This window comes from Gemmatimonas sp. UBA7669, assembly GCF_002483225.1.
Taxonomy (GTDB): Bacteria; Gemmatimonadota; Gemmatimonadetes; order Gemmatimonadales; family Gemmatimonadaceae; genus Gemmatimonas.
In genome coordinates this window covers 105,099-122,877 of sequence record NZ_DLHL01000047.1, presented here as the reverse complement: position 1 = coordinate 122,877, position 17,779 = coordinate 105,099, and the positions used below count along the sequence as shown (strand labels likewise).

Annotated in this window: 16 protein-coding genes; 6 read left to right on the top strand and 10 right to left on the bottom strand. The window is 66.1% G+C overall.

Annotation, left to right across the window (positions count from 1 at the left end; translation table 11 throughout):
- Positions 1-147: 147 nt before the first annotated feature.
- From B2747_RS13420 to B2747_RS13410, 3 genes are read right to left on the bottom strand one after another with little or no spacing between them, the layout of a single operon-like run.
- The gene (locus B2747_RS13420) at positions 148-468 is read right to left on the bottom strand and encodes a helix-turn-helix transcriptional regulator (protein ID WP_291161822.1); all 321 of its coding nucleotides are present in this window, start codon (positions 466-468) and stop codon (positions 148-150) included.
- A 2-nt stretch (positions 469-470) separates the two neighbouring features.
- Positions 471-821, bottom strand: coding sequence for a type II toxin-antitoxin system RelE/ParE family toxin (locus tag B2747_RS13415; RefSeq protein WP_291161819.1), 351 nt, complete (start codon positions 819-821; stop codon positions 471-473).
- Positions 822-829: 8 nt separating this feature from the next.
- Positions 830-2,551 (bottom strand): DUF885 family protein, encoded by a 1,722-nt coding sequence (locus tag B2747_RS13410; protein WP_291161816.1) that lies wholly within the window; start codon positions 2,549-2,551, stop codon positions 830-832.
- Between the two features lie 107 nt (positions 2,552-2,658).
- Here B2747_RS13410 and B2747_RS13405 point away from each other — a divergent pair, with 107 nt between their 5' ends.
- Positions 2,659-4,155 (top strand): APC family permease, encoded by a 1,497-nt coding sequence (locus B2747_RS13405; RefSeq protein ID WP_291161813.1) that lies wholly within the window; start codon positions 2,659-2,661, stop codon positions 4,153-4,155.
- 64 nt (positions 4,156-4,219) lie between these two features.
- Positions 4,220-5,686: an aldo/keto reductase gene (locus B2747_RS13400; RefSeq protein WP_291161809.1), complete on the top strand. Its 1,467-nt coding sequence runs from the start codon at positions 4,220-4,222 to the stop codon at positions 5,684-5,686.
- A 384-nt stretch (positions 5,687-6,070) separates the two neighbouring features.
- Here the strand turns inward: B2747_RS13400 and B2747_RS13395 are convergent, their stop codons facing one another.
- The 6 genes from B2747_RS13395 to B2747_RS13370 all read right to left on the bottom strand — a co-directional run bounded on the left by B2747_RS13395 (position 6,071) and on the right by B2747_RS13370 (position 12,680).
- Positions 6,071-6,628 carry a hypothetical protein gene (locus tag B2747_RS13395; protein ID WP_291161806.1) on the bottom strand — a complete coding sequence of 186 codons (558 nt, stop codon included), beginning with the start codon at positions 6,626-6,628 and terminating at the stop codon, positions 6,071-6,073.
- A gap of 14 nt (positions 6,629-6,642) precedes the next feature.
- Positions 6,643-8,319 (bottom strand): hypothetical protein, encoded by a 1,677-nt coding sequence (locus tag B2747_RS13390; RefSeq protein WP_291161804.1) that lies wholly within the window; start codon positions 8,317-8,319, stop codon positions 6,643-6,645.
- A gap of 10 nt (positions 8,320-8,329) precedes the next feature.
- A complete protein-coding gene (locus B2747_RS13385) occupies positions 8,330-9,532 on the bottom strand; it encodes a hypothetical protein (protein WP_291161801.1) in 1,203 nt (400 codons plus the stop codon).
- Positions 9,533-9,544: 12 nt separating this feature from the next.
- Entirely contained in the window at positions 9,545-10,966 is a 1,422-nt protein-coding gene (locus B2747_RS13380) for a protein kinase domain-containing protein (protein WP_291161798.1), read from the bottom strand.
- A gap of 34 nt (positions 10,967-11,000) precedes the next feature.
- A complete protein-coding gene (locus B2747_RS13375; protein WP_291161795.1) occupies positions 11,001-11,951 on the bottom strand; it encodes a PP2C family serine/threonine-protein phosphatase in 951 nt (316 codons plus the stop codon).
- A gap of 87 nt (positions 11,952-12,038) precedes the next feature.
- Positions 12,039-12,680 (bottom strand): vWA domain-containing protein, encoded by a 642-nt coding sequence (locus B2747_RS13370; RefSeq protein WP_291161792.1) that lies wholly within the window; start codon positions 12,678-12,680, stop codon positions 12,039-12,041.
- Between the two features lie 225 nt (positions 12,681-12,905).
- On the opposite strand from B2747_RS13370, the gene B2747_RS13365 reads away from it, so the two are divergent.
- The 4 genes from B2747_RS13365 to B2747_RS13350 all read left to right on the top strand — a co-directional run bounded on the left by B2747_RS13365 (position 12,906) and on the right by B2747_RS13350 (position 14,577).
- Positions 12,906-13,520, top strand: a complete 615-nt coding sequence (locus tag B2747_RS13365; RefSeq protein ID WP_291161788.1) for a M23 family metallopeptidase — start codon at positions 12,906-12,908, stop codon at positions 13,518-13,520.
- A gap of 15 nt (positions 13,521-13,535) precedes the next feature.
- A complete protein-coding gene (locus tag B2747_RS13360) occupies positions 13,536-13,799 on the top strand; it encodes a hypothetical protein (protein WP_291161786.1) in 264 nt (87 codons plus the stop codon).
- Positions 13,800-13,918: 119 nt separating this feature from the next.
- Positions 13,919-14,128 carry a hypothetical protein gene (locus tag B2747_RS13355; protein WP_291161783.1) on the top strand — a complete coding sequence of 70 codons (210 nt, stop codon included), beginning with the start codon at positions 13,919-13,921 and terminating at the stop codon, positions 14,126-14,128.
- Between the two features lie 2 nt (positions 14,129-14,130).
- Positions 14,131-14,577, top strand: a complete 447-nt coding sequence (locus B2747_RS13350) for a hypothetical protein (protein ID WP_291161780.1) — start codon at positions 14,131-14,133, stop codon at positions 14,575-14,577.
- A gap of 36 nt (positions 14,578-14,613) precedes the next feature.
- Here the strand turns inward: B2747_RS13350 and B2747_RS13345 are convergent, their stop codons facing one another.
- Positions 14,614-17,628 carry a VPS10 domain-containing protein gene (locus B2747_RS13345; protein ID WP_291161777.1) on the bottom strand — a complete coding sequence of 1,005 codons (3,015 nt, stop codon included), beginning with the start codon at positions 17,626-17,628 and terminating at the stop codon, positions 14,614-14,616.
- Positions 17,629-17,779: the final 151 nt, after the last annotated feature.

The window sequence follows — 17,779 nt, the reverse complement described above, 5'->3', positions numbered from 1 at the left end:
CTACCTGATCAGAGCTTCCCTAACGAAGAGCTGCTGCTGGCAGCGTAATGTCGTGTGCGGCAGGCGGTCGCCGTGCTGGCGCACGTCGCCCGTCCGGCCGCAGTCTATCGGATACGCTGCAGCAGAACGTCAAGCGTTAACCACCAACTACGCCACCCGCTGGGACAGCGCTGAAGCCACGTCCTTTCGGCTCGCCCCGACGGCTAGGAGAGCGCGAATGAGAAGTTCGAGCGACACACTGGGATCCGCCGCCTCGAGCTTTGCTACACGCGATTGACTCGAACCGAGCTGTTTGGCCAGGGTTGTCTGCGTAAGGCCCGCGGCAAGGCGCCGTGCCTTCAGGCTTCGGCTGAGCGCCACGCGCATCTCCACCAACGCGGCCTCTTCCGCAGAGAGGTTCAGGAAATCCGCAGCGTCGCCAACGGACCAACCCGCTTTCTCCAGGCGCTTCCGCTTCTTTGCATCCATCGTCAGTCCCCTTTCGTCAGCTGGTCGTACAGCGCCAGGCGTCGCATGCAGTCAGTGATAACCCGGCCCGGCGTGGACGTCGTTAACTTCTGGAATACATCGGCGATTACAATCGCGTCTGGATCCAGTCGGTAGATCACGCGCCACGTCTTACCCGCGTCCACGATGCGGAGCTCGTGGCAACGCCGACCGATGCTTGGCATCGGCCTCGAGTGTGGCATGCCACGCTTCTCACCGTCTTGAAGGTGCCGAAGCAGGGAGTCAGCCTTAAGTTGAGACGCAGACGAAAACGGCGGCGTCCCTTTTCTTTCTCCACTAAGCCACCTCCCGCAGTCGCCAGCTCGAGGGTCCACCAACAGCGCTACTTCACCCTGAACGGCCTCGCCGTCGCCCCGTTACCCAGCTCCCGCAGCATCCGGTCATCGCCCGTCAGCTCCCAGTGCACGAGGGACACGGGAATCATCCCCACAGCGTTCACCTCGTCGAGGAAGCGCTGCATGGTGAACTGGTCGCCGAGCTGCCGCGCACGCTCGGCCATGGTCTCCTCCATGAGACGCCCGCCGGTCACGTAGCTCGCCCCATAGCCGGGCTGGCGCAGGTAGAGATGCTGCTCGAAACCCAGCAGCGGGTCGCGCCGCATCCAGCCGCGCGGAGTCCAGCTCACATGCAGGTCCGCGGCCTGGGCCATGGTGAGCTCGTTGCTGTGGGCGTACAGGTTGCCCAGCCCACGCGCGGCGCGGGCGGCCAGCATCACCCAGACAATCTCCCGGCTGCGCGGCGACACATCGTACAGGCCGGCCTGCATCATCCACTCTTCCATCGAGGTGGCCATGCCCTCGGCGCGGCTCATCCACACGTTGTACAGCAACGGCGTGCGACGAATGGGGCTCGGATGCGGATGCTCACGGAAACGTCCGTTGTCCCACCAGTGCCAGAGATGGGTCCAGAGCGGAATGGGATCACGATGATAGGTCTGCGCGAAAAAGTTGCGCTGCTCGGGCGTGGTGAAGGACGCGGTGCGCTCGCGCAGGGCACGCTCCATCCACGACTCCCAGGTCACCATGCCACGCTCCCGCACGAAGCGGGTGTAGCGGGTGATGGCGGAATCCTGCAGGGCGGCATAGGCCTCTCGCGTCTCGGCCACCGGAATGGGCGGCAGCGCGCGGTTGCGCTGCTCCTCGAGGCGCAGCGAGGCATGCGCACGCGCCAACTCGCGGCGCGTGACGGTGACTTCTTCCTCCCAGGTGAGCGGCACCAGCAGCACGTTCTTGAGGAACCAGGTGTACTGCGCCTTGCCAATGCCCGAGGGACCGGTCTTCTTTGGCGCCTCGGCCACAAGCCACGCGGTGAACTGCGCCGTGGCGTTACTGGCGCTGTCGATGGCCGCGAGCAGGGCGCCCTCGTTGCCGTTGACCGCCGCGACACGTGTCTTGAGCTCACGCAGCGCGTCCTGCTGCTCTTCAAAGGTCTTGACCGCACCCACCCAAAGGTCGCGGGCATTGCCACCGGCCAGGTTGATACGCGCCTGCCGCAGCAGCGTGGGCACCGTGGCCAGTCGCGCGCCAAGCTCCGCGGCCTGCGCGCCCGTCAGTGCACGCGAGGTGTCGAAGCGCGTGCGCGGCCACACGGGATACTGCCACAGACGAATTGCGCCATGGATGGTGGGCCCTTCTTCGGCAGGCGTGTCGCTCTCGGCGGTGCGGATGGACGCGTAGTAGGCCGGATCGCGTGACCACGGGGTCAGCACCGTCAGGTTGTACTGCATGCCGTTCATCTCGGCCCGCACGAGGTGCCAGTCCACCTGCTCGGGAACACGCCAACCGGTCGTGTCGATGGCACGCAGCCGCGCCTGCAACTGCCGCAGGGCCGCCAGACGGCGGGTGTTGGTGGCTGGCCGATAGTCGGGTATGCCCCGCACCCGCGGCGGCTCCTCGAACGCGCGCCACTCGGCATGTAGTAGGAGCAGCTGCGCGTAGGTGCGGCTGGGCTCCTGGGCCGGCAGGTCGCTTGGCGGCGTCACAAGGAATGCAGCGAGTGCAGCGACGGCACTCAGCACGAGGCGATGGCGGGGCAGGGCAGTCATGCCGCTGAATATGCGTCTCGCAGACGCCGACTGCTCACGGGGGACTGTCCTCAGCGTGCGCCGGCGCGCATCCTACCGGCATGCCGACTGACCCCTCCGCGCCACCTGTGACGTCCACAACTGCTGCGCCCTCCGCGACCGGCCTACGTCGCGAGCTGGGACTCCTGGGGCTTGCCGCGACCGGCATCTGCTCGATGGTTGGCGCCGGCATCAATATTGTGCCCTTCGCGCTGCAGCGCAGCGTTCCCGGCATCGGCGACTGGGTGCTGGTGGCCTACGGTATTGCCGCCGTGCCGGCCGTCCTGGCCGCGCTCTGCTACGCGATGCTGGGCAGTGCCATGCCGCGCGCTGGCGGCTCGTATATCTATGCCAGTCGCGCCATCGGGCCGTACACGGGCTATGTGGCGAGCTTCTCGCAGTGGTTCGGGCTCTGCATGGCCATTGCCGTGGTGTCGTATGTCATTCCGCCCTTCCTGCGGGATATCGCGCTGGCGGCCGACTGGAAGGCCATGGCGTCAACGCTGGAACAGCGCACGGTGCGTCTGGCGCTCGCGCTGGCGCTGCTGTGGACCTTCGTGGCCGTGAACCTGCGCGGCGTGAAGGCGGTTGCGCGCACGCTGGTGCCGCTCATGGTGCTGATGTTTGTGTGCGGAGGCCTCGTGATTGTCACCGGCTTCGCGCACAACGCCGCGGAGTACCGCGCCCTGCTCGAAGCCCGCGGCGAGGCGGCCATGCTGGTGGGCACACGCGGCGCATTCTGGGACGTGGTGCCGCCTGCGGCCGCCATTCTTTTCTCGAGCTTCATTGGCTTTGACGCCATCGCGCAGGCCGGCGGTGAGGCCAAATCGCCATCGCGCGCGCTACCGCTGGCCACCGGGCTGGCCATTGTGATTGTTGGCAGCTTCTACCTGCTGTTCACTGCCGCGGTGTACAACACGGTGCCGTGGCAGTATGTCGCCTCGGCCAGCCTGGTGCGTGACGTGACCGCGCCGGGGCTGCTGGCGCCTCTGGCGTCGCCCACGGTGGCGGTCATCATGGTGTCGGGCGCGGCCATCGCGCTCATCAACGACCTGCCCGGCATGCTGCTCGGTGTGTCACGCCTTTGCTTTGCGTGGGCCGAGGACGGGGTCTTCCCCAAGAGCCTGTTGGCGGTGAATCCGCGCAGCGGCGCACCCACTGTATCGCTGTACATCTCGGCGGGGCTGTCCACCCTGGGTATTCTCGCGGGACATTTCGCCGGCGACTTCTTTGTTGGCGTGGATATCCTGGTGACGGCCATGCTGGTCAACTTTCTCATCATGGCGTGCAGCGTGCTGCGATTGCCGTTTCGCAATCCGGATCTGGCGCGCGAGATGCGAGTGCTGCGCGCGCGTCCTGCGCAGGTGGCTGTCGCGACGACGGCCATCGTGCTCTTGTCCACGTTGCTTGTGGTGCACACCTGGCGTGACCTCAGCAGCCCTGTGGCGGCATGGTACCTGCACCCCACGCTCGTCTGGTTGCTGGTCATGGTGCTCGGCAGCCTGGTCTACTGGCGCGAGGCGCGCCTGCTCAAGGCACGCGGTGGCAACCTGGACGCGATCACGTCGGTTCTTCCCCCTGAGTGATGCCGTGACCTGACATGGCCTCTACTCGCGAACGACACTTCTGAGCGACACCCCTGAGCGATACATGATTCCTCGCATTGCACTGGCCCCTGGTCTCGAGATCTCCCGCGTGCTCACGGGCCTTTGGCAAGTGGCCGACATGGAACGCGACGGTCGCACGGTTGACCTGCACGCGGCGGCGCGCGCCATGGCACCCTACGCCGAGGCCGGCTTCAGCACGTTTGACATGGCCGATCACTACGGCTCGGCAGAGCTGATTGCCGGCATTTACCGGCGCGATGTCGCGCCGAATGGCGACGTGCAGTGTCTCACCAAGTGGGTGCCGGAACCGGGGCCCGTGAGTGAGGCCGATGTCAGCGCCGCGCTTGATCGCGCCTGCGCGCGGCTTGGTACCGAACGTCTTGACCTGCTGCAGTTTCACGCCTGGACCTTTGCCGATCCGCGCTGGCTCGATGCGCTCTGGCTGCTCGAGGCGGCGCGTGATGCCGGACGCATTGGCGCGATTGGGGTGACCAACTTCGATACCGCGCATCTGCGTGTTGCCCGTGCCACCGGCATCCGTCTCGTGAGCAATCAGGTGAGCGGCTCACTGCTCGACCGGCGCTTCACGCAGCGGCTTGGCCCCTACTGCGCCGAGCAGGGGGTGGGGCTACTGTGTTACGGCACCGTGCTGGGCGGGTTCCTCACCGAGCGCTGGCTCGGTGCCCCTGAACCCGACTGGCAGACGCTCGAGACCTGGTCGCAAATGAAGTACGGCCGCTTCATTGCTGTGGCCGGCGGGTGGGCGCCGTTTCAGACGCTGCTTCGGGCAGTGCACCGCGTGGCCCAGAAGCACGGCGTGTCGATGGCCACCATCGCGAGTCGCTGGGTGCTCGACCAGCCGGGCGTGGCCGGGGTGATTGTCGGTGCGCGCCTGGGCAAGTCCACGCATGTCTCCGAGACGGCGCGGGTGTTTCAGTTCACGCTCGACGAGGACGACCACGCGCAACTGGCGGCCGCGCAGGAGGGGCTCGCCCCCATTCCCGGCGACTGTGGTGACGAGTATCGCACGCCGCCGTTCCTTACGGCCAGCGGCGATTTGAGTCATCACGTGTCCAAGTTTCCGGCGCCGTACACGACGCGCGCGGGCAGCGACGGTCGCACGCTGGCGCTGAGCGGCACGGTGTGGGAGCCGATGGCCGGCTACAGTCGTGCGGTGCGCAAGGGCAAGCAGATTGCGGTGTCCGGTACGACCGCGACACACGGCAGCCGAGTCATTGGGGGCAGCGACGCGGCGGCGCAGACCCATTTCGTGATCGACAAACTCAGCGGCGCGTTGCAGTCATTGGGCGCGCGTCTCGAGGATGTAATCCGCACGCGCATCTTCGTGTCGCAGGTGGACCATTGGGAGCCGGTGGCGCGTGCGCACGGTGAGCGCTTCGGGCACATTTTGCCAGCCAACACCCTCGTCGAGGCGCGTTTGGTGGGAGACGAGTATCTTGTGGAGATCGAGTGTGATGCGGTGGTGAGCGATGGTACCGGAGGTGCTTGATGATGTTCTCGAATCGATCGAAGACGTCATTGGTTTGCCGAGGCATTGCGGCAGCCGCTTTCGCGGTTGCGCTGCTGGCTTGCTACGATGACTCAGTGCCCCTGCCTGTGGTCCCCCCAACGCCGGTAGTCCGCCTGCTCCCCGAGGCTGCGGTGGTCGCTGTTGGAGATACGGCACGGCTCGTTGTTGAAGTCACCGTGGATGGCGAGCCGCGAACGCCATCGGTGAGTTCTTGTGTGGTGGCATCGGCCAATCTGGCCACGGCGGTCAGGACGCCAACAACGTGCAATGTCGTGGGCGTGAGCTCAGGCACCACGAGCCTGGTTGTGACCGTTTCGACCGGACAGATGGACACGGCGACGGTCATCGTCATTCCTCGCTAACTCAGGGTCGTGCTGCCCGCGCGGCCCGGATTACCAGCGACTGGATGACTCGTGCCACCAAGACCGGCTGCGGCACCTTGAATGCCACCGCATCGGTGGGGGCGCTTCGCCGCTGAATCTCCAGCAGTGGTCCGCGAACGGCAAAGTGCGCGATGTCGGCCAGCGGTATGTCAACCGTGCGCGTTTTTCCCGTGAAGCGCACGCGTTGCGCCGTGATCGCAAGTCGGCCGCGTGTCACCTTGGTCCGTCCATCAATGCGTCGCTCAATCGCCGTCAAACGGACCACCCATTCCTGCCGCCCGAGCCGGAAGCCACGAATCGGTGCAGGCTTTGTGCCATGGCCAGTCCGCGGCTGCCTCGCGGACACCATCCAGAGCGACGACTCCAGCCCGAGAACGAACGTGTCGCCCGCCGGGTATGGCACGGTACCGAGTGCGAACGAACACGGAATCTCCCGGCCTTGCCCGATCATCGAGGCCTGCATTCCGATCACGGCCGCGCGAAAAATCCACACGATGGCGAGGCAGCTGGCAATCAGCAGGACGAAGGGCACGATCATTGACGGACCGACTGTCATCCCTCTCGCCTCCCCTCCGCCTTCACCGTCACATTGCAGGTGACCTCGCTGCCCCGCAGACGGCGGTAGTACACGATGTTCACCGTGAGGCTGAGGCCACCGTCGGCAGTAAAGCGACCGTGCAGGCGCGTGGTGAGGGCCGTCATGGTGCGCGCCTGGTCGGGCACGATGCGAAAGCTGCTCGCGAAATACCCGTCGGGATCGATGTTGCTGGGAAACACATCGCCACCCTTGAAGGCCACGCTCAGGGTGTCGTCGCCGGCCCGGTGACGCACCTCGGCGACATCTTCCGCGTTGGGCGGGCGGGTCCAGATCTGGGTGCATTCGTCCGACCCCACGGCCGAGGCGGTGGCGTAGCGCACCCGATAGCTGCCACCAACACCCGTGCTGCGCATGTTGCGCTCCGGGGGCGCTGGTGTGCGACGCTTGGGGCCACTTGCAGCAGCCGTTGGCGCAGGCCGTGCCGCGCGCTCGCCGCGAAAGCGCACCACCGTGCCAAACTCGGTGATGACCTTGTCGATGTCGTCCTGACGGTGCTCGATGCGCAGGCCGGTTCTCGAGTCGCGAAAGATCACCGTGCCGGCGCGCACGATCTCCACCTGGCCGCGTGCGGTGGTGCCGTCGGCAAAGTGCAGTTCGTCGTAGGTCAGGCGCGGTGTGACGTTGGGCGCTGCGGCAGGACGTGACCCTCCGGTGGCGCGCCGAGCCGGCTGTACAAAGCGCATGCGCGTGCTGTCCGCGGCCACGGAAAGCAGGCCCTGCGTAATGGACGGCACACCCGGACGCTCGGGCGCCACAATGGGCACACCACCCGTGAGGGCCAGCGATACCAGGCGGCCTTCGCTGTTCGCATTGTCGCCGCGACTTGTGTCGCTGGGTGGCGGTGCCGATTGGCTGTCGGCCCGCACGGGGCTCGGCACATTGGCCGCAGATGCGACCGGCGCCGATCTCGCTGCTGCGCCAGGGCGGGGTGGTGGCCCACCAAGCGCCACGCGCACCACGAGCGCCAGGCTCATGGTGACGATGGTGCCAAACAGGGCCTTCGGAATCCACGTCGGCACCGAGCTGCGCGCCATGCGGCTGTACGGGTTGTACGTCGCACCGGTGGCATTGGTGAACGCAACGGGATTGCCGGGCGCCTTCGCGCGCACCGCGCGAGGCCTTGCGCGAGATGCTGCGACCGCCTTTGTAGCAGCGGTCGTCACAGTGACTGCACGCGCACGGCCCGTCGCTGCAGTCGGTCGAGCCGAAGGCTCAGGCTTTGGTGGTTCATGTCTCGGCGGTTCCTGCTTTGGCGCTTCACGCTTTGGCGGCGGCGCAATGCGCAGCTGCTGCTCGTCAATGCGCCCCAGGGCATAGGCCCAGCTCTCCACCGCCCAGCGCGCCATCTCCGGCTGTACGAAACGCTCGGCCGACCACTGCAACACAAAGGGCGAGACCAGCGCGTCAAATCGCGCGCTGTCCATTGCACCAGCGCCAAGTCGGTCGCCCCAGCCACGCTGCCAGGCCTCGAGCAGGAACTCGGCCAGCGGGCGCGCGTCGCTGCCCGTGTGGTCGAGCAGGCGGTTGCGAAGCACGAACATGGACGGCTCTGCCCATGCGTCCGGGCGCTCGGCAATCAGGGTGCGGAGCGCCTCACGCATGCGCACACGCGGGTCGACAAAGGCCATCATATGCCGCGCATCAATCGGGAAGTCGGCGACCGGTGAGCTCCGCCGTCACCACGCAGTGCTGCGAACGCCCCCAACGCAGCACCGCGGAAGTGTAGGTCTCGCTCAGGGCGCTGAAGCCGTTGGCAGCAAATCGACCACGCATGCGGAACTGCCAGTTGATGTTGCCGGTGGTTCCGGAACGCGGATAGGCAGTAAACCAGCCCTCGGCATCGAGCGTTCCCGTGACCTCGCGGCCAGGGAGGGCAAAGCGCGAGCTGCCCGGTTCATGCGTCACCACTTCCAGTGTTTCGCGTCCAATTTCCAGGGCATCGGCCACCGCGCGACAATTCCTGGTGCCGCTCACCTCCTGCACTCGCGCCGTGACGACGTAGCGCCCGCCAACACCGGCATCCACAAGCGAGCCGGAAATGCGGCGGTCGGATTGCACAACAGCGCCGGCGCCGGGCAGCGCGACGGAGGGTTCAACCGGCGGTGCCGGCGGTGTGGCCTCTACCGTGCGATCGTCAGGATTGGCGAGCGGAACCTCGCCCGACCGGCGCTGGCGCAGATCCTGCGACCACGACACGGTGATGACGAGCAGCAACAGACCCAGCACCGCCGCCGCGAGGCGCTCGGCCGGCTGGAAGTGCATCCCCGGAGTCGCGCGGCGATTGACCACGACCGTAGTGCTCGACGAGACGGTGGTCACCACCATCGTGGTACGCGGTGCTGGCGACCGAGGTGACGTGGGTCGTGTTGTGGCCGCCGCACGTGCCGCTGGTTGACGCTGCGCCGGCTTGGCCGGCGGTGCTGGCGCTGGTGCAGGCTTGCGGGTTGCGTCGGCCATGTTGGGCGCCGCGGTGGCGGTTTCGACAACCGGTGGCGTGAGCTCAGCAACCAGCCCAAGCGCCGTGCCCCACACATCCACCGCCCAACGTGCGACATCGGGCTGCAGATAACGTGTGGCCACCAGCTTATGCACGAGAGGCGCGCGCGTGTTGACCCAATCCGCCGCACGCTGCGGTGTGCTGCCAATGGTCAGCAACTGTGGGCGAATCTGCTGCCCAATATCGAGAAGCAAGTCCACCAGTGGACGGTGATCGCTGCCACAGTGGTCCAGCAGGAGACCACGCTCGGAAGTGGTCATTCCAGCGGTCTGATTGGCCACCTGTGGCCACACCGCAAGCAGCGCCGCGCTCACGCGGGCGAAGGCGTCATGCGGTGCGTTGTGCATTGCGCGAACCGCCTACAAGGTGCCGATGCGCAGCACGCGCGCCGGCAGTTCATCACCAATGCGCAGCGTGAGACCCGGCACGCACTCCACCGACGCATTCCGGCCGATGCGCGGTCCATCCACCACGTCCCAGGGCGTGTCGCTTGTGTTCACCAGCCACCACTTGCCCTCGTGTTGCGCTACATAGCCACGCGGCGTGCGATCGGCCTTCTCGTTGGGCAGGGTCCCCATGCGAAGATGCCAGTCGTGCAATGCGAGGTGATGAAAGAGCACGAAGTAGTCCTGCTCGTCCACCAGCCCCTGCGGCGTTTCACGATAGAGCTGCGCGGCCAGCACCGGCCCGGCAATGCGTTCATCGCCGTGCAGTGTGGCGCGCGGCAAGCCCGTGCCCAGAATGGTCCACTTGCCCGACGGCAATGGATACGCGCGCTGCAGGGTCTTGTAGAGGGCCACTTCCCACTCGGCGGCGTCGGCACGCGCACCGGGCGCATGCAATCCGTCAACAAACGTGCGCGTCATGCACGCGGCCAACGCGGGCCCGAGCCGCGTGAACGGCACGGTCAGCGCACTGTGCGGCGGATTGCGTCGGTCGGTGGGGTGCTCGATGAACAGCGCGTGTGAACCCATCGACAGTTGCTCGTCTTCTTCGGCCGAGCGGGTGCTGTTGACACGCTTGCCCTGCAGCGGATGCCGTTGCAGCAGCAGTTCATAGAGCAGCACGGCCAGCGCATGCTTGTCGGTGGCAATGCCGGGCTGCGCCTTGTTGGCCAGCACTTCGGGAGCGATGTAGCCGGGTGTGCCGAGTACGGCTGGCGGTGCCACACCGGGCACGACGAGCGAGTCGATGTCGATGATGCAGGCATCGCCACCCTTTGGGTCAACCAGTACGTTCTTATTGGACAGGTCGGCGTGCGCCAGCCCGGCCATGTGCAGTCGGCGAACGGCGCGTGCGAGGCGCACGGCCACCTGCAGGCGGGTGAGCAGCGAGCCGGTTTCAGCCTGCGGCACGAACTTCGAGGCCTTGCCGCCCGTGAACCAGCGCACCTCTTTCTCCTGACGTCCGCCGAAGCGGTCGTGAAAGAAGAAGTTGCTGCGATAGGTTGGCGTGACCACCGCCAATGGCGGCCAGACGAGTTGCTGCCGCTGCGCAAAGGCCTGTGGCACGGCGTTCACGCCATCGGCCATGCCCACCGGCCAGCAGAAGTAAGGCGACCAGTATGCGCCGTTGCTGGCCAGTGTGGGGTTGTAGTTGGTGAGGATGCGCGTGAGACGGTCCACACGTTCGCGTCGATCGCTCAGCGTGCCGTAATAGAAGCCCACGGCCAGTTGCCGGTCGCGCGTGAGGAATACTCTCTTCTCGGCGCCGGTGCCCACTGGTTCGTCGTCAATCTGCAGCACCCGGCCGTCGGTGAGACGGACATTCACGCCACTCATGCGCGCCACCGGCCTGCTGCTGTGAAGCGGGTAGTCACGACGCCTGCTCGTGCCAGATCACGCAGAGCGTGCGGTCGTCATTCTCGCCACGCTTCTCGAAGCCCAGCCACGCCGTGAGAGCCTGCACCGGATCTGGTGCAGACAGCACGGGCTCGTGCCATGCCGACGTGAGGCCGGTGGGCAGCGCGTCGGCTTCGTTGCTTCCGCGGACCAGTTGCGAGAAGAGAGTGCCCGCATGGCGTGTGAACGGATACCAGGGGTCTTCCACGCCGTCGGTGGCGAGCACGAGACCCACGCAGTCCGCGCGCGGCTGCAGCACGAGGGATTGCTGCAGCTGCTCCAGCGCGCCGTCGTCGGGGAGAAAGTGCGCGACCTCGCCCGAATAGTCGCCGGTGGCGACGGCGTGCGGGTGTGACATGCGGCCGTCGGCATGCCGCAGGGCCATGGCCCCATCACCAACCTGCATGAGGGCCAGGGTATCGCCGTGCAGGGCCGCTGCAAGCAAGGTGGTGCGCAGATCGCGGTGAGCGAGCCCGGTGCGTTCGGCGAAGTCACGCATGGCGGCGTTGCTGGCCGTGGCGGCGTGCTGCATGGCATTCGCCAGGATGTCGTTCGCCGTTGCGGCGGATGCGCTGGTGTCTGGGCCCAGTGCAGCCTGTATGCTGCGCGTGAACACCTGCGTGGCAATGGCTGCACCAAGTCGGCTGTAGGGCGCCGAGCCGGCCCCGTCGGCCACGGCGGCGCACCAGCCGTGTGGTGTGGCGGTGATGCTGCCGGCGTCTTCGCGGTGCTCACCGCGGTGCGCGTGCACGCGACCGCGCCGCGAGACAAGCAGCAGCTGCCAGTGGTCCGTAGCGTGCTGCTCGCCGATGGCGTCGCCGTCTTGATCACCCGTTGGCGCGACGAGCTCCGGCGCCACCGCCTCGAGGTGCTCACGCCACTCGTCGGGGCACCAGGGTGTGTTGGGTGGCTTGGAAGTCCACACGGCGCGCGGTGGTGCGTCTACTGCCGGCGTATCGTGTGGTGCGGTCTCGACGGAGACGGGTGTGGGGAGTGGTGATGACACGCGCCCTTACGGAACGATCGTGATGCCAGGCGGTGGCGGCGGCAGCGTGATGCCCTGTCCGTCGGCCATCGCGCCCACCTTGGCACTCGTCTGCTTGACGGACGCCGACACGAAGCGGAAGAAGGCCTTGAAGGCGTCGGGCGACATGTCCTGCATCTGGATCACGGTGTCCGTGACCTGCTTGAGCACCTGCGTGTCCGCCTGATCACCGCAGGCCACGGCAATGATGTTGGCGGGGCGCCGTTCACGCAGCTGCTGCGCGTACATGGGCCACTCCACATCGGTGGGCGCGCCGTCGGAGAGAATGAACACGAGCGGTCGCCAGTCGCCCTTCTGATCGGCGGTGGTGCGCACGAGCTCGCGGTCGAAGGACTCGAGCAGGAGACGCAGACCTTCGCCAAAATTGGTGGCGCCGTTGGCAATGAGGTCGGGCGGATTGAACATGGCCACTTCGGTGAGCGGCACGAGCTGCTGCGCGGCGTTGCCAAAGGTCAACACGGCGAGATAGGCGCTTTCGATGGCCTGCGGGTCGCCCAGCAGGTCGCGATGCAACTGGCGGATGCCGGACTTGACCGATTCAATGGGTGTGCCCTGCATCGATCCGGACACGTCGGCGAGGATGTAGACGGGAAGGCGTCGGGTGGACACTGGAGGGCAGGGCAAGGGGAAAGAGGCTGGGGGCGCCGCTGTGCGGACCCCGCTCAGGAAATGAATGCGTGGGCCGGGTTCCGGGTTTCGTTGGGGGGGCGATCATTTGCGGGTCTGCCTTTCGGCCCTCGGTCAGAGCCGCAGGTAGATTTCAAGAACGATGGTCATTGCGCACGTCCAACCTGCACCCCCATTTCGATGTCGCGGCTTGCCTGTCTTGTGCTTTTGAGCACGCTCGTTGCCCCCCTTGGCGCCCAGACGGTTGGCCTCCCGTCGCGCCAGCCGCTGTTCGTGCTGCAGGGTGGAGACACGCCAAACGTCAACCATCACATGACGGTGGCCTCCCAGGCGTTTGGCGTGGACTTCGGTGTGGTGGGCGGAGCGTCCGGGCGGGAGCTCGCGTCGCCCGGCGCACGCCGAATCGAGGAGTTCTTCTGCTGGGACACGCCGGTGGTTTCGCCGGTGAGTGGTCAGGTGGTGCAGGTGGCGGATTCGTTTCCCGACAATCCGCTCGGCACGCATGACCGGGCCAATCCGCTGGGTAATCACGTCGTCATCGGCAGTGGGGGACGCTTCTACTATCTCGCCCATCTCCGCCGAGGCACTGTGTCAGTGCGGACGGGGGACGCTGTGGAGGCCGGTCGCGAAATCGGGCGCTGCGGCAACTCCGGCAACTCGGACTTTCCGCACATTCACATGCACGCGACGGCCTCTGCACGATTTGGTGAGGGCATGGGCATCAATCTGCTGTTCGGACCCATCCGGGCCGTATTATCGGGCAAGGTGTTTGAGCAGGTCGAGTGGCCAATGCTGGCCGGATTGTGGGTCAGAACCCCCTGAAGACGCGGAGTCAGCATGAAGAAGTTCCTTGGTGCCTTCGCCGCTGGCGTTAAGGCCATGGCCGATGGCCCAACCCCTGACCGTTTCGAAGTCGCCGGGCGCCCCGTGCGCTGTCCGCACTGCGGTGGCGAACACTTTCTTGAGGGGCGTGCGCAGCTCAACACCGCCGGCCTCACCTTCCTCAATCTTGACTGGGCTAACCGCTCGGCGGCTACGCTTGCCTGTGTGGGTTGCGGCCGACTGGAGTGGTTTCTTGCCGATCCCGAAGAGCGGGTGTAGGGCACTGGGTCGCAGGGCTGGCCGGTGGTCGATCGTCAGCGGGTGAAAGCTGGCAAAAATCCCGAACCCACCAACAAAGAAGCGTCGTGAAGGAAGCCCAAGGCTGCTAGATTTCCGATATGTCCAATCGTCGACAGATGACGGCACGTGTGGTGGCCCTGGGCAGTGCCGAGGCTGGCGACCGGCGCATGGGCGGGACAGTCGACGAGCGTGTCGCTGCCGTGACCGCGCTGACGCTCGAAGCTTGGCGGTTGTCGGGACGACCTCTTCCTTCGTATACCCGCGCCACCATGCCGGTCGTGGTGCGGCCGTTGCTAAGCGATGTGTGACAATGACCGACGATTTTCGGGAGCTGCTTATTGCGCTGCGAGCGGAGGATGTGCGCTTTCTGGTCGTTGGCGCACACGCCCTCGCGGCGCACGGCGTGCCGCGCGTCACGGGCGACCTTGACGTTTGGGTCGAACCCACGGCGATGAACGCCACCCGCACTTGGCGTGCTCTGGTTGATTTTGGTGCGCCCCTTGCTGCCCTTGGAGTATCTGAGAAAGACTTTACCACGCCGAATCAGGTGATTCAGTTGGGCATCCCGCCGTTTCGGATTGATATCCTGACCAGCATCAGTGGAGTTGAGTTCACCAGCGCCTGGCAGGAATCCGTCCAGGGCACACTGTTCGACGTGCCCGTGCAATTCATTGGCCGCGAAGCCTTCATCAGAAACAAGCGCGCCAGTGGCAGGACGAAGGATCTCGACGACATTCGGGCGCTCGAGGGGGAGTAGCCCGGCGCCCGACGTAATCGTGCTGGTGACCGCAGGCTACCGCAGCTCGGCGATCTTCCGCCTGAAGTACTGCAACTGTGCGGTCTGGTCACTAGTCATGGGCCCCGTCCATCCCGATACCGCACTGTACAGACCACTCACGCGGCGTAGCAACTCGCGGGTTTCCGCACTGTTCTTGCCGCGATTCAGCTCCACCGCCGTACGATACACGTCGGCAATGCGCAGGAGATCTGCGTGCCACTTGGCGCGCAGCACCGGTGTCACGTTGATGCGCGGATCGTCCATGACGCGCACCGTTTGCGTGCGCTGCACCCCACCCACACTCATGCGCAGCGTGTAGGTACCCGGCAGCACAAGTGGGCCGGGCAGGGCGCGCGCGGCACCACCGCCGCCTTCGTCCTCGTCGCCCCCGCCGCGCACACCGGCAGGCAGGGAGTCGTGGCGCAGGCCCCATACAAAGCGGTTCACGCCTGCACGCACATTGGGTGACAGAGTGGCGACGGTCTTGCCACTCGCGTCAAGCACGGTGAACGTCGGCTTCGTGGTGGCATCCTTGAGCCAGAACTGCACGATGGCACCAGTCGGCGGATTCTCGCCACGGAACACCATGTCGCCCATGTGCGCCTTCTCGGCAGCCAACCGCACCTGATAGGCCGGTTCAATGCGGAAGAGATGCGCGGCCGACTCCTTCACAGCCGGTGTGAGCTCCTGCAGCGGATTCACATCGTCCAGAATCCAGATGCCGCGTCCGTGTGTGGCAATGACCAGATCGTTGTCACGCGGATGCACGAGCAAATCGTTGATGGCCAGCGTGGGCAGGTTGGCGCGCAGCTCGGCCCAGTTTGCGCCGCCGTTGGTGCTGACAAACAGCCCGAGCTCGGTGCCGAGGTAGAGCACATTGGGATTGCGCGGATCTTCCCGCAGGGTGCGCGCCACACGACCCGCCGGCAGGTCACTGGTAATGGATGTCCAGCTGCGGCCGGCGTCGGTGGTCTTGTAGATGTAGCTGCCGAAGTCGTCGTTGCGATAATTGTTGGCCACCACGTACGCGGTACCCACAGCATGACGCGAGGCCTCAATGCCGTTGATCCAGGCGTTGCGCGGCAGGGCGTTGCTGGCCAAGCGGCCCATGAGTGAGTGTGCATCGTGCCAGGTTGCGCCACCGTCGCGCGAGACCTTCACGTTGCCGTCGTCGGTGCCCACATACAGCAGGCCGCGCTGCCGCGGTGATTCGGCGATGGCCGTGAGCGTGGGATAGTACGGGTTGCCGTCGTCCTGCGAGGGCGTGAGTTCGTCCGCGCGGCGGCCGTTGATGGGCAGCTCGCGGCGGTTCACGCCGGTGGTCATGTCGCCCAGCGAGGTCCAGGTCAGCCCACGATTCGTGCTCTTCCAGAGCTTGTTGGTGCCCGCATAAAGAGTGGCACCATCGTGCGGCGAGATGATATACGGCGCATCCCAGTTGGCACCCGCCATGGCGTTGGCCAGCTCGGCTTCAGGCTGCACCAGGAACCACGCATCAAAATTGCGGCGCGCGCCAATGGCGCCGCGCGCATTGTCAGGCCGGACATCCTGCCGCTGCAGCGTACGCGGATCGAGCTTCTGCAGGCCGAGGTACTGCGAGGCCGAGTAGATGACACGCGGGTCGGTGGTGTCGGGCAGCGAGAAGAAGCCGTCGCCACCGCCAATGCGTGTCCAGTCTTCGTTGAGGATGCCTTCGGAGCGATAGGTGGCGCTGGGGCCGTACCAGCTGCCGTTGTCCTGCAAGCCACCATAGAGGTTGAAAGGCCGCGCGTTGTCTGCCGCAATGCGATACCACTGGCTGATGGGCAGAGACTGCACAAACAGCCAGGTCCGTCCAAAGTCGTAGGACACGCCGATGCCGCCGTCGTCGAGCTTGATGAGGTGGCGCGAGTCGCGTGGATCGATCCACACAAACCGGTCGTCGCCATGCAGTGACTGACGCGGCGCGGTGAAGGTCTTGCCGCAGTCGGTGGAGACGGAGAATTCGTTCTGCATGTAGATGCGGCAGGGATCGTTGGGATCGACCTGCGGCTGACTGGCGTACATGGGGCGCGGATTCCAGTCGCTCATGCGCTCCCAGGTTTCGCCGGCATTCTGCGAGCGATAGATGCCGGCGCGTCGTCCGACGTAGGCCGTGGAGGCGTTGTAGCGCCAGCCCTGCTCGATGGACACGTACACGATGCGTGGATCTTTGGGATACACGGTGATGCCGATGCGGCCGTACTCGCCGAGTGGCAGACCGTTGGCATCATGCAGTGTGGGCGGGCGGACACCGGGGCGCACGGAGTCGCGCGGAAACGCACCGCTGGGCGCGAGCTTGCGCCAGGTGTCGCCGCCGTCGGTGCTCTTGTAAAGCGCGCTGCCCGGTCCGCCGCCGTCAAAACCGTACGGTGCGCGGCGCCGCTCGTAGGTGGCGGCGTACATGACACGCGGGTTGGACGGATCGAGTGCCACGTCCACGACACCGGTGTGCTCGTTCACCCCCAGCACACGCTGCCAGGTGTTGCCGCCATCGGTAGTGCGGTAGAGACCGCGCTCGTCGTTGGGTCCCCAGAGGTGACCCATGGCAGCCACGAAGACCGTGTTGGGGTCGGTGGGGTGCATCACGATGCGCCCCACGTGATGCGACTCGCGCAGCCCCATGTTGCGCCAGCTGCGTCCGCCGTCGGTGGACTTGTATACGCCGTCGCCCCAGCCGCTGCTCTGGCGATTCGCGCGTTCGCCGGTGCCCACCCACACGATGTTGGTGTCACGCTGATGCACAGCCAGTGCACCGACCGAGTGTGTGGCTTCGCGGTGGAAGACCGGCTGCCAGGTGACGCCGTTGTTGATGGTCTTCCACACGCCGCCGGTCGCTGAGGCGACATACCACACGTAGGGATTGGACTCGACCACCGCCATGTCCACGACGCGACCGCTCATGTTGGCGGGGCCGACTTCGCGGAAGCGCAGCGTGTTGAAGTCGCTGGTCTGCGCAGCAGCGAGGGAGAGCGGCGCGGTGAGCAGGAATACGAGCAGGGCGCGCTTCATGGGGCAGGCAGTCACAGGGAGGACGCCATCGCATGGGATGGCGGAGGCGGGGGAGTCACGCGACTGCGCCACAGGGTCTGGCGGACGCGGCGATGGTGGGGCAGGCCGAGTATACGAGGCGCTGCAGGCCGTGGCGAGTCCGGCCTCCTGG

Coding starts and splice junctions, on each gene's coding strand:
- B2747_RS13400 (WP_291161809.1), top strand. CDS start 4,220: ATGATTCCTCGCATTGCACTGGCCCCTGGTCTCGAGATCTCCCGCGTG.
- B2747_RS13355 (WP_291161783.1), top strand. CDS start 13,919: ATGTCCAATCGTCGACAGATGACGGCACGTGTGGTGGCCCTGGGCAGT.
- B2747_RS13360 (WP_291161786.1), top strand. CDS start 13,536: ATGAAGAAGTTCCTTGGTGCCTTCGCCGCTGGCGTTAAGGCCATGGCC.
- B2747_RS13420 (WP_291161822.1), bottom strand. CDS start 468: ATGGATGCAAAGAAGCGGAAGCGCCTGGAGAAAGCGGGTTGGTCCGTT.
- B2747_RS13395 (WP_291161806.1), bottom strand. CDS start 6,628: ATGATCGTGCCCTTCGTCCTGCTGATTGCCAGCTGCCTCGCCATCGTG.
- B2747_RS13380 (WP_291161798.1), bottom strand. CDS start 10,966: ATGAGTGGCGTGAATGTCCGTCTCACCGACGGCCGGGTGCTGCAGATT.
- B2747_RS13345 (WP_291161777.1), bottom strand. CDS start 17,628: ATGAAGCGCGCCCTGCTCGTATTCCTGCTCACCGCGCCGCTCTCCCTC.
- B2747_RS13410 (WP_291161816.1), bottom strand. CDS start 2,551: ATGACTGCCCTGCCCCGCCATCGCCTCGTGCTGAGTGCCGTCGCTGCA.
- B2747_RS13390 (WP_291161804.1), bottom strand. CDS start 8,319: ATGATGGCCTTTGTCGACCCGCGTGTGCGCATGCGTGAGGCGCTCCGC.
- B2747_RS13385 (WP_291161801.1), bottom strand. CDS start 9,532: ATGCACAACGCACCGCATGACGCCTTCGCCCGCGTGAGCGCGGCGCTG.
- B2747_RS13350 (WP_291161780.1), top strand. CDS start 14,131: ATGACCGACGATTTTCGGGAGCTGCTTATTGCGCTGCGAGCGGAGGAT.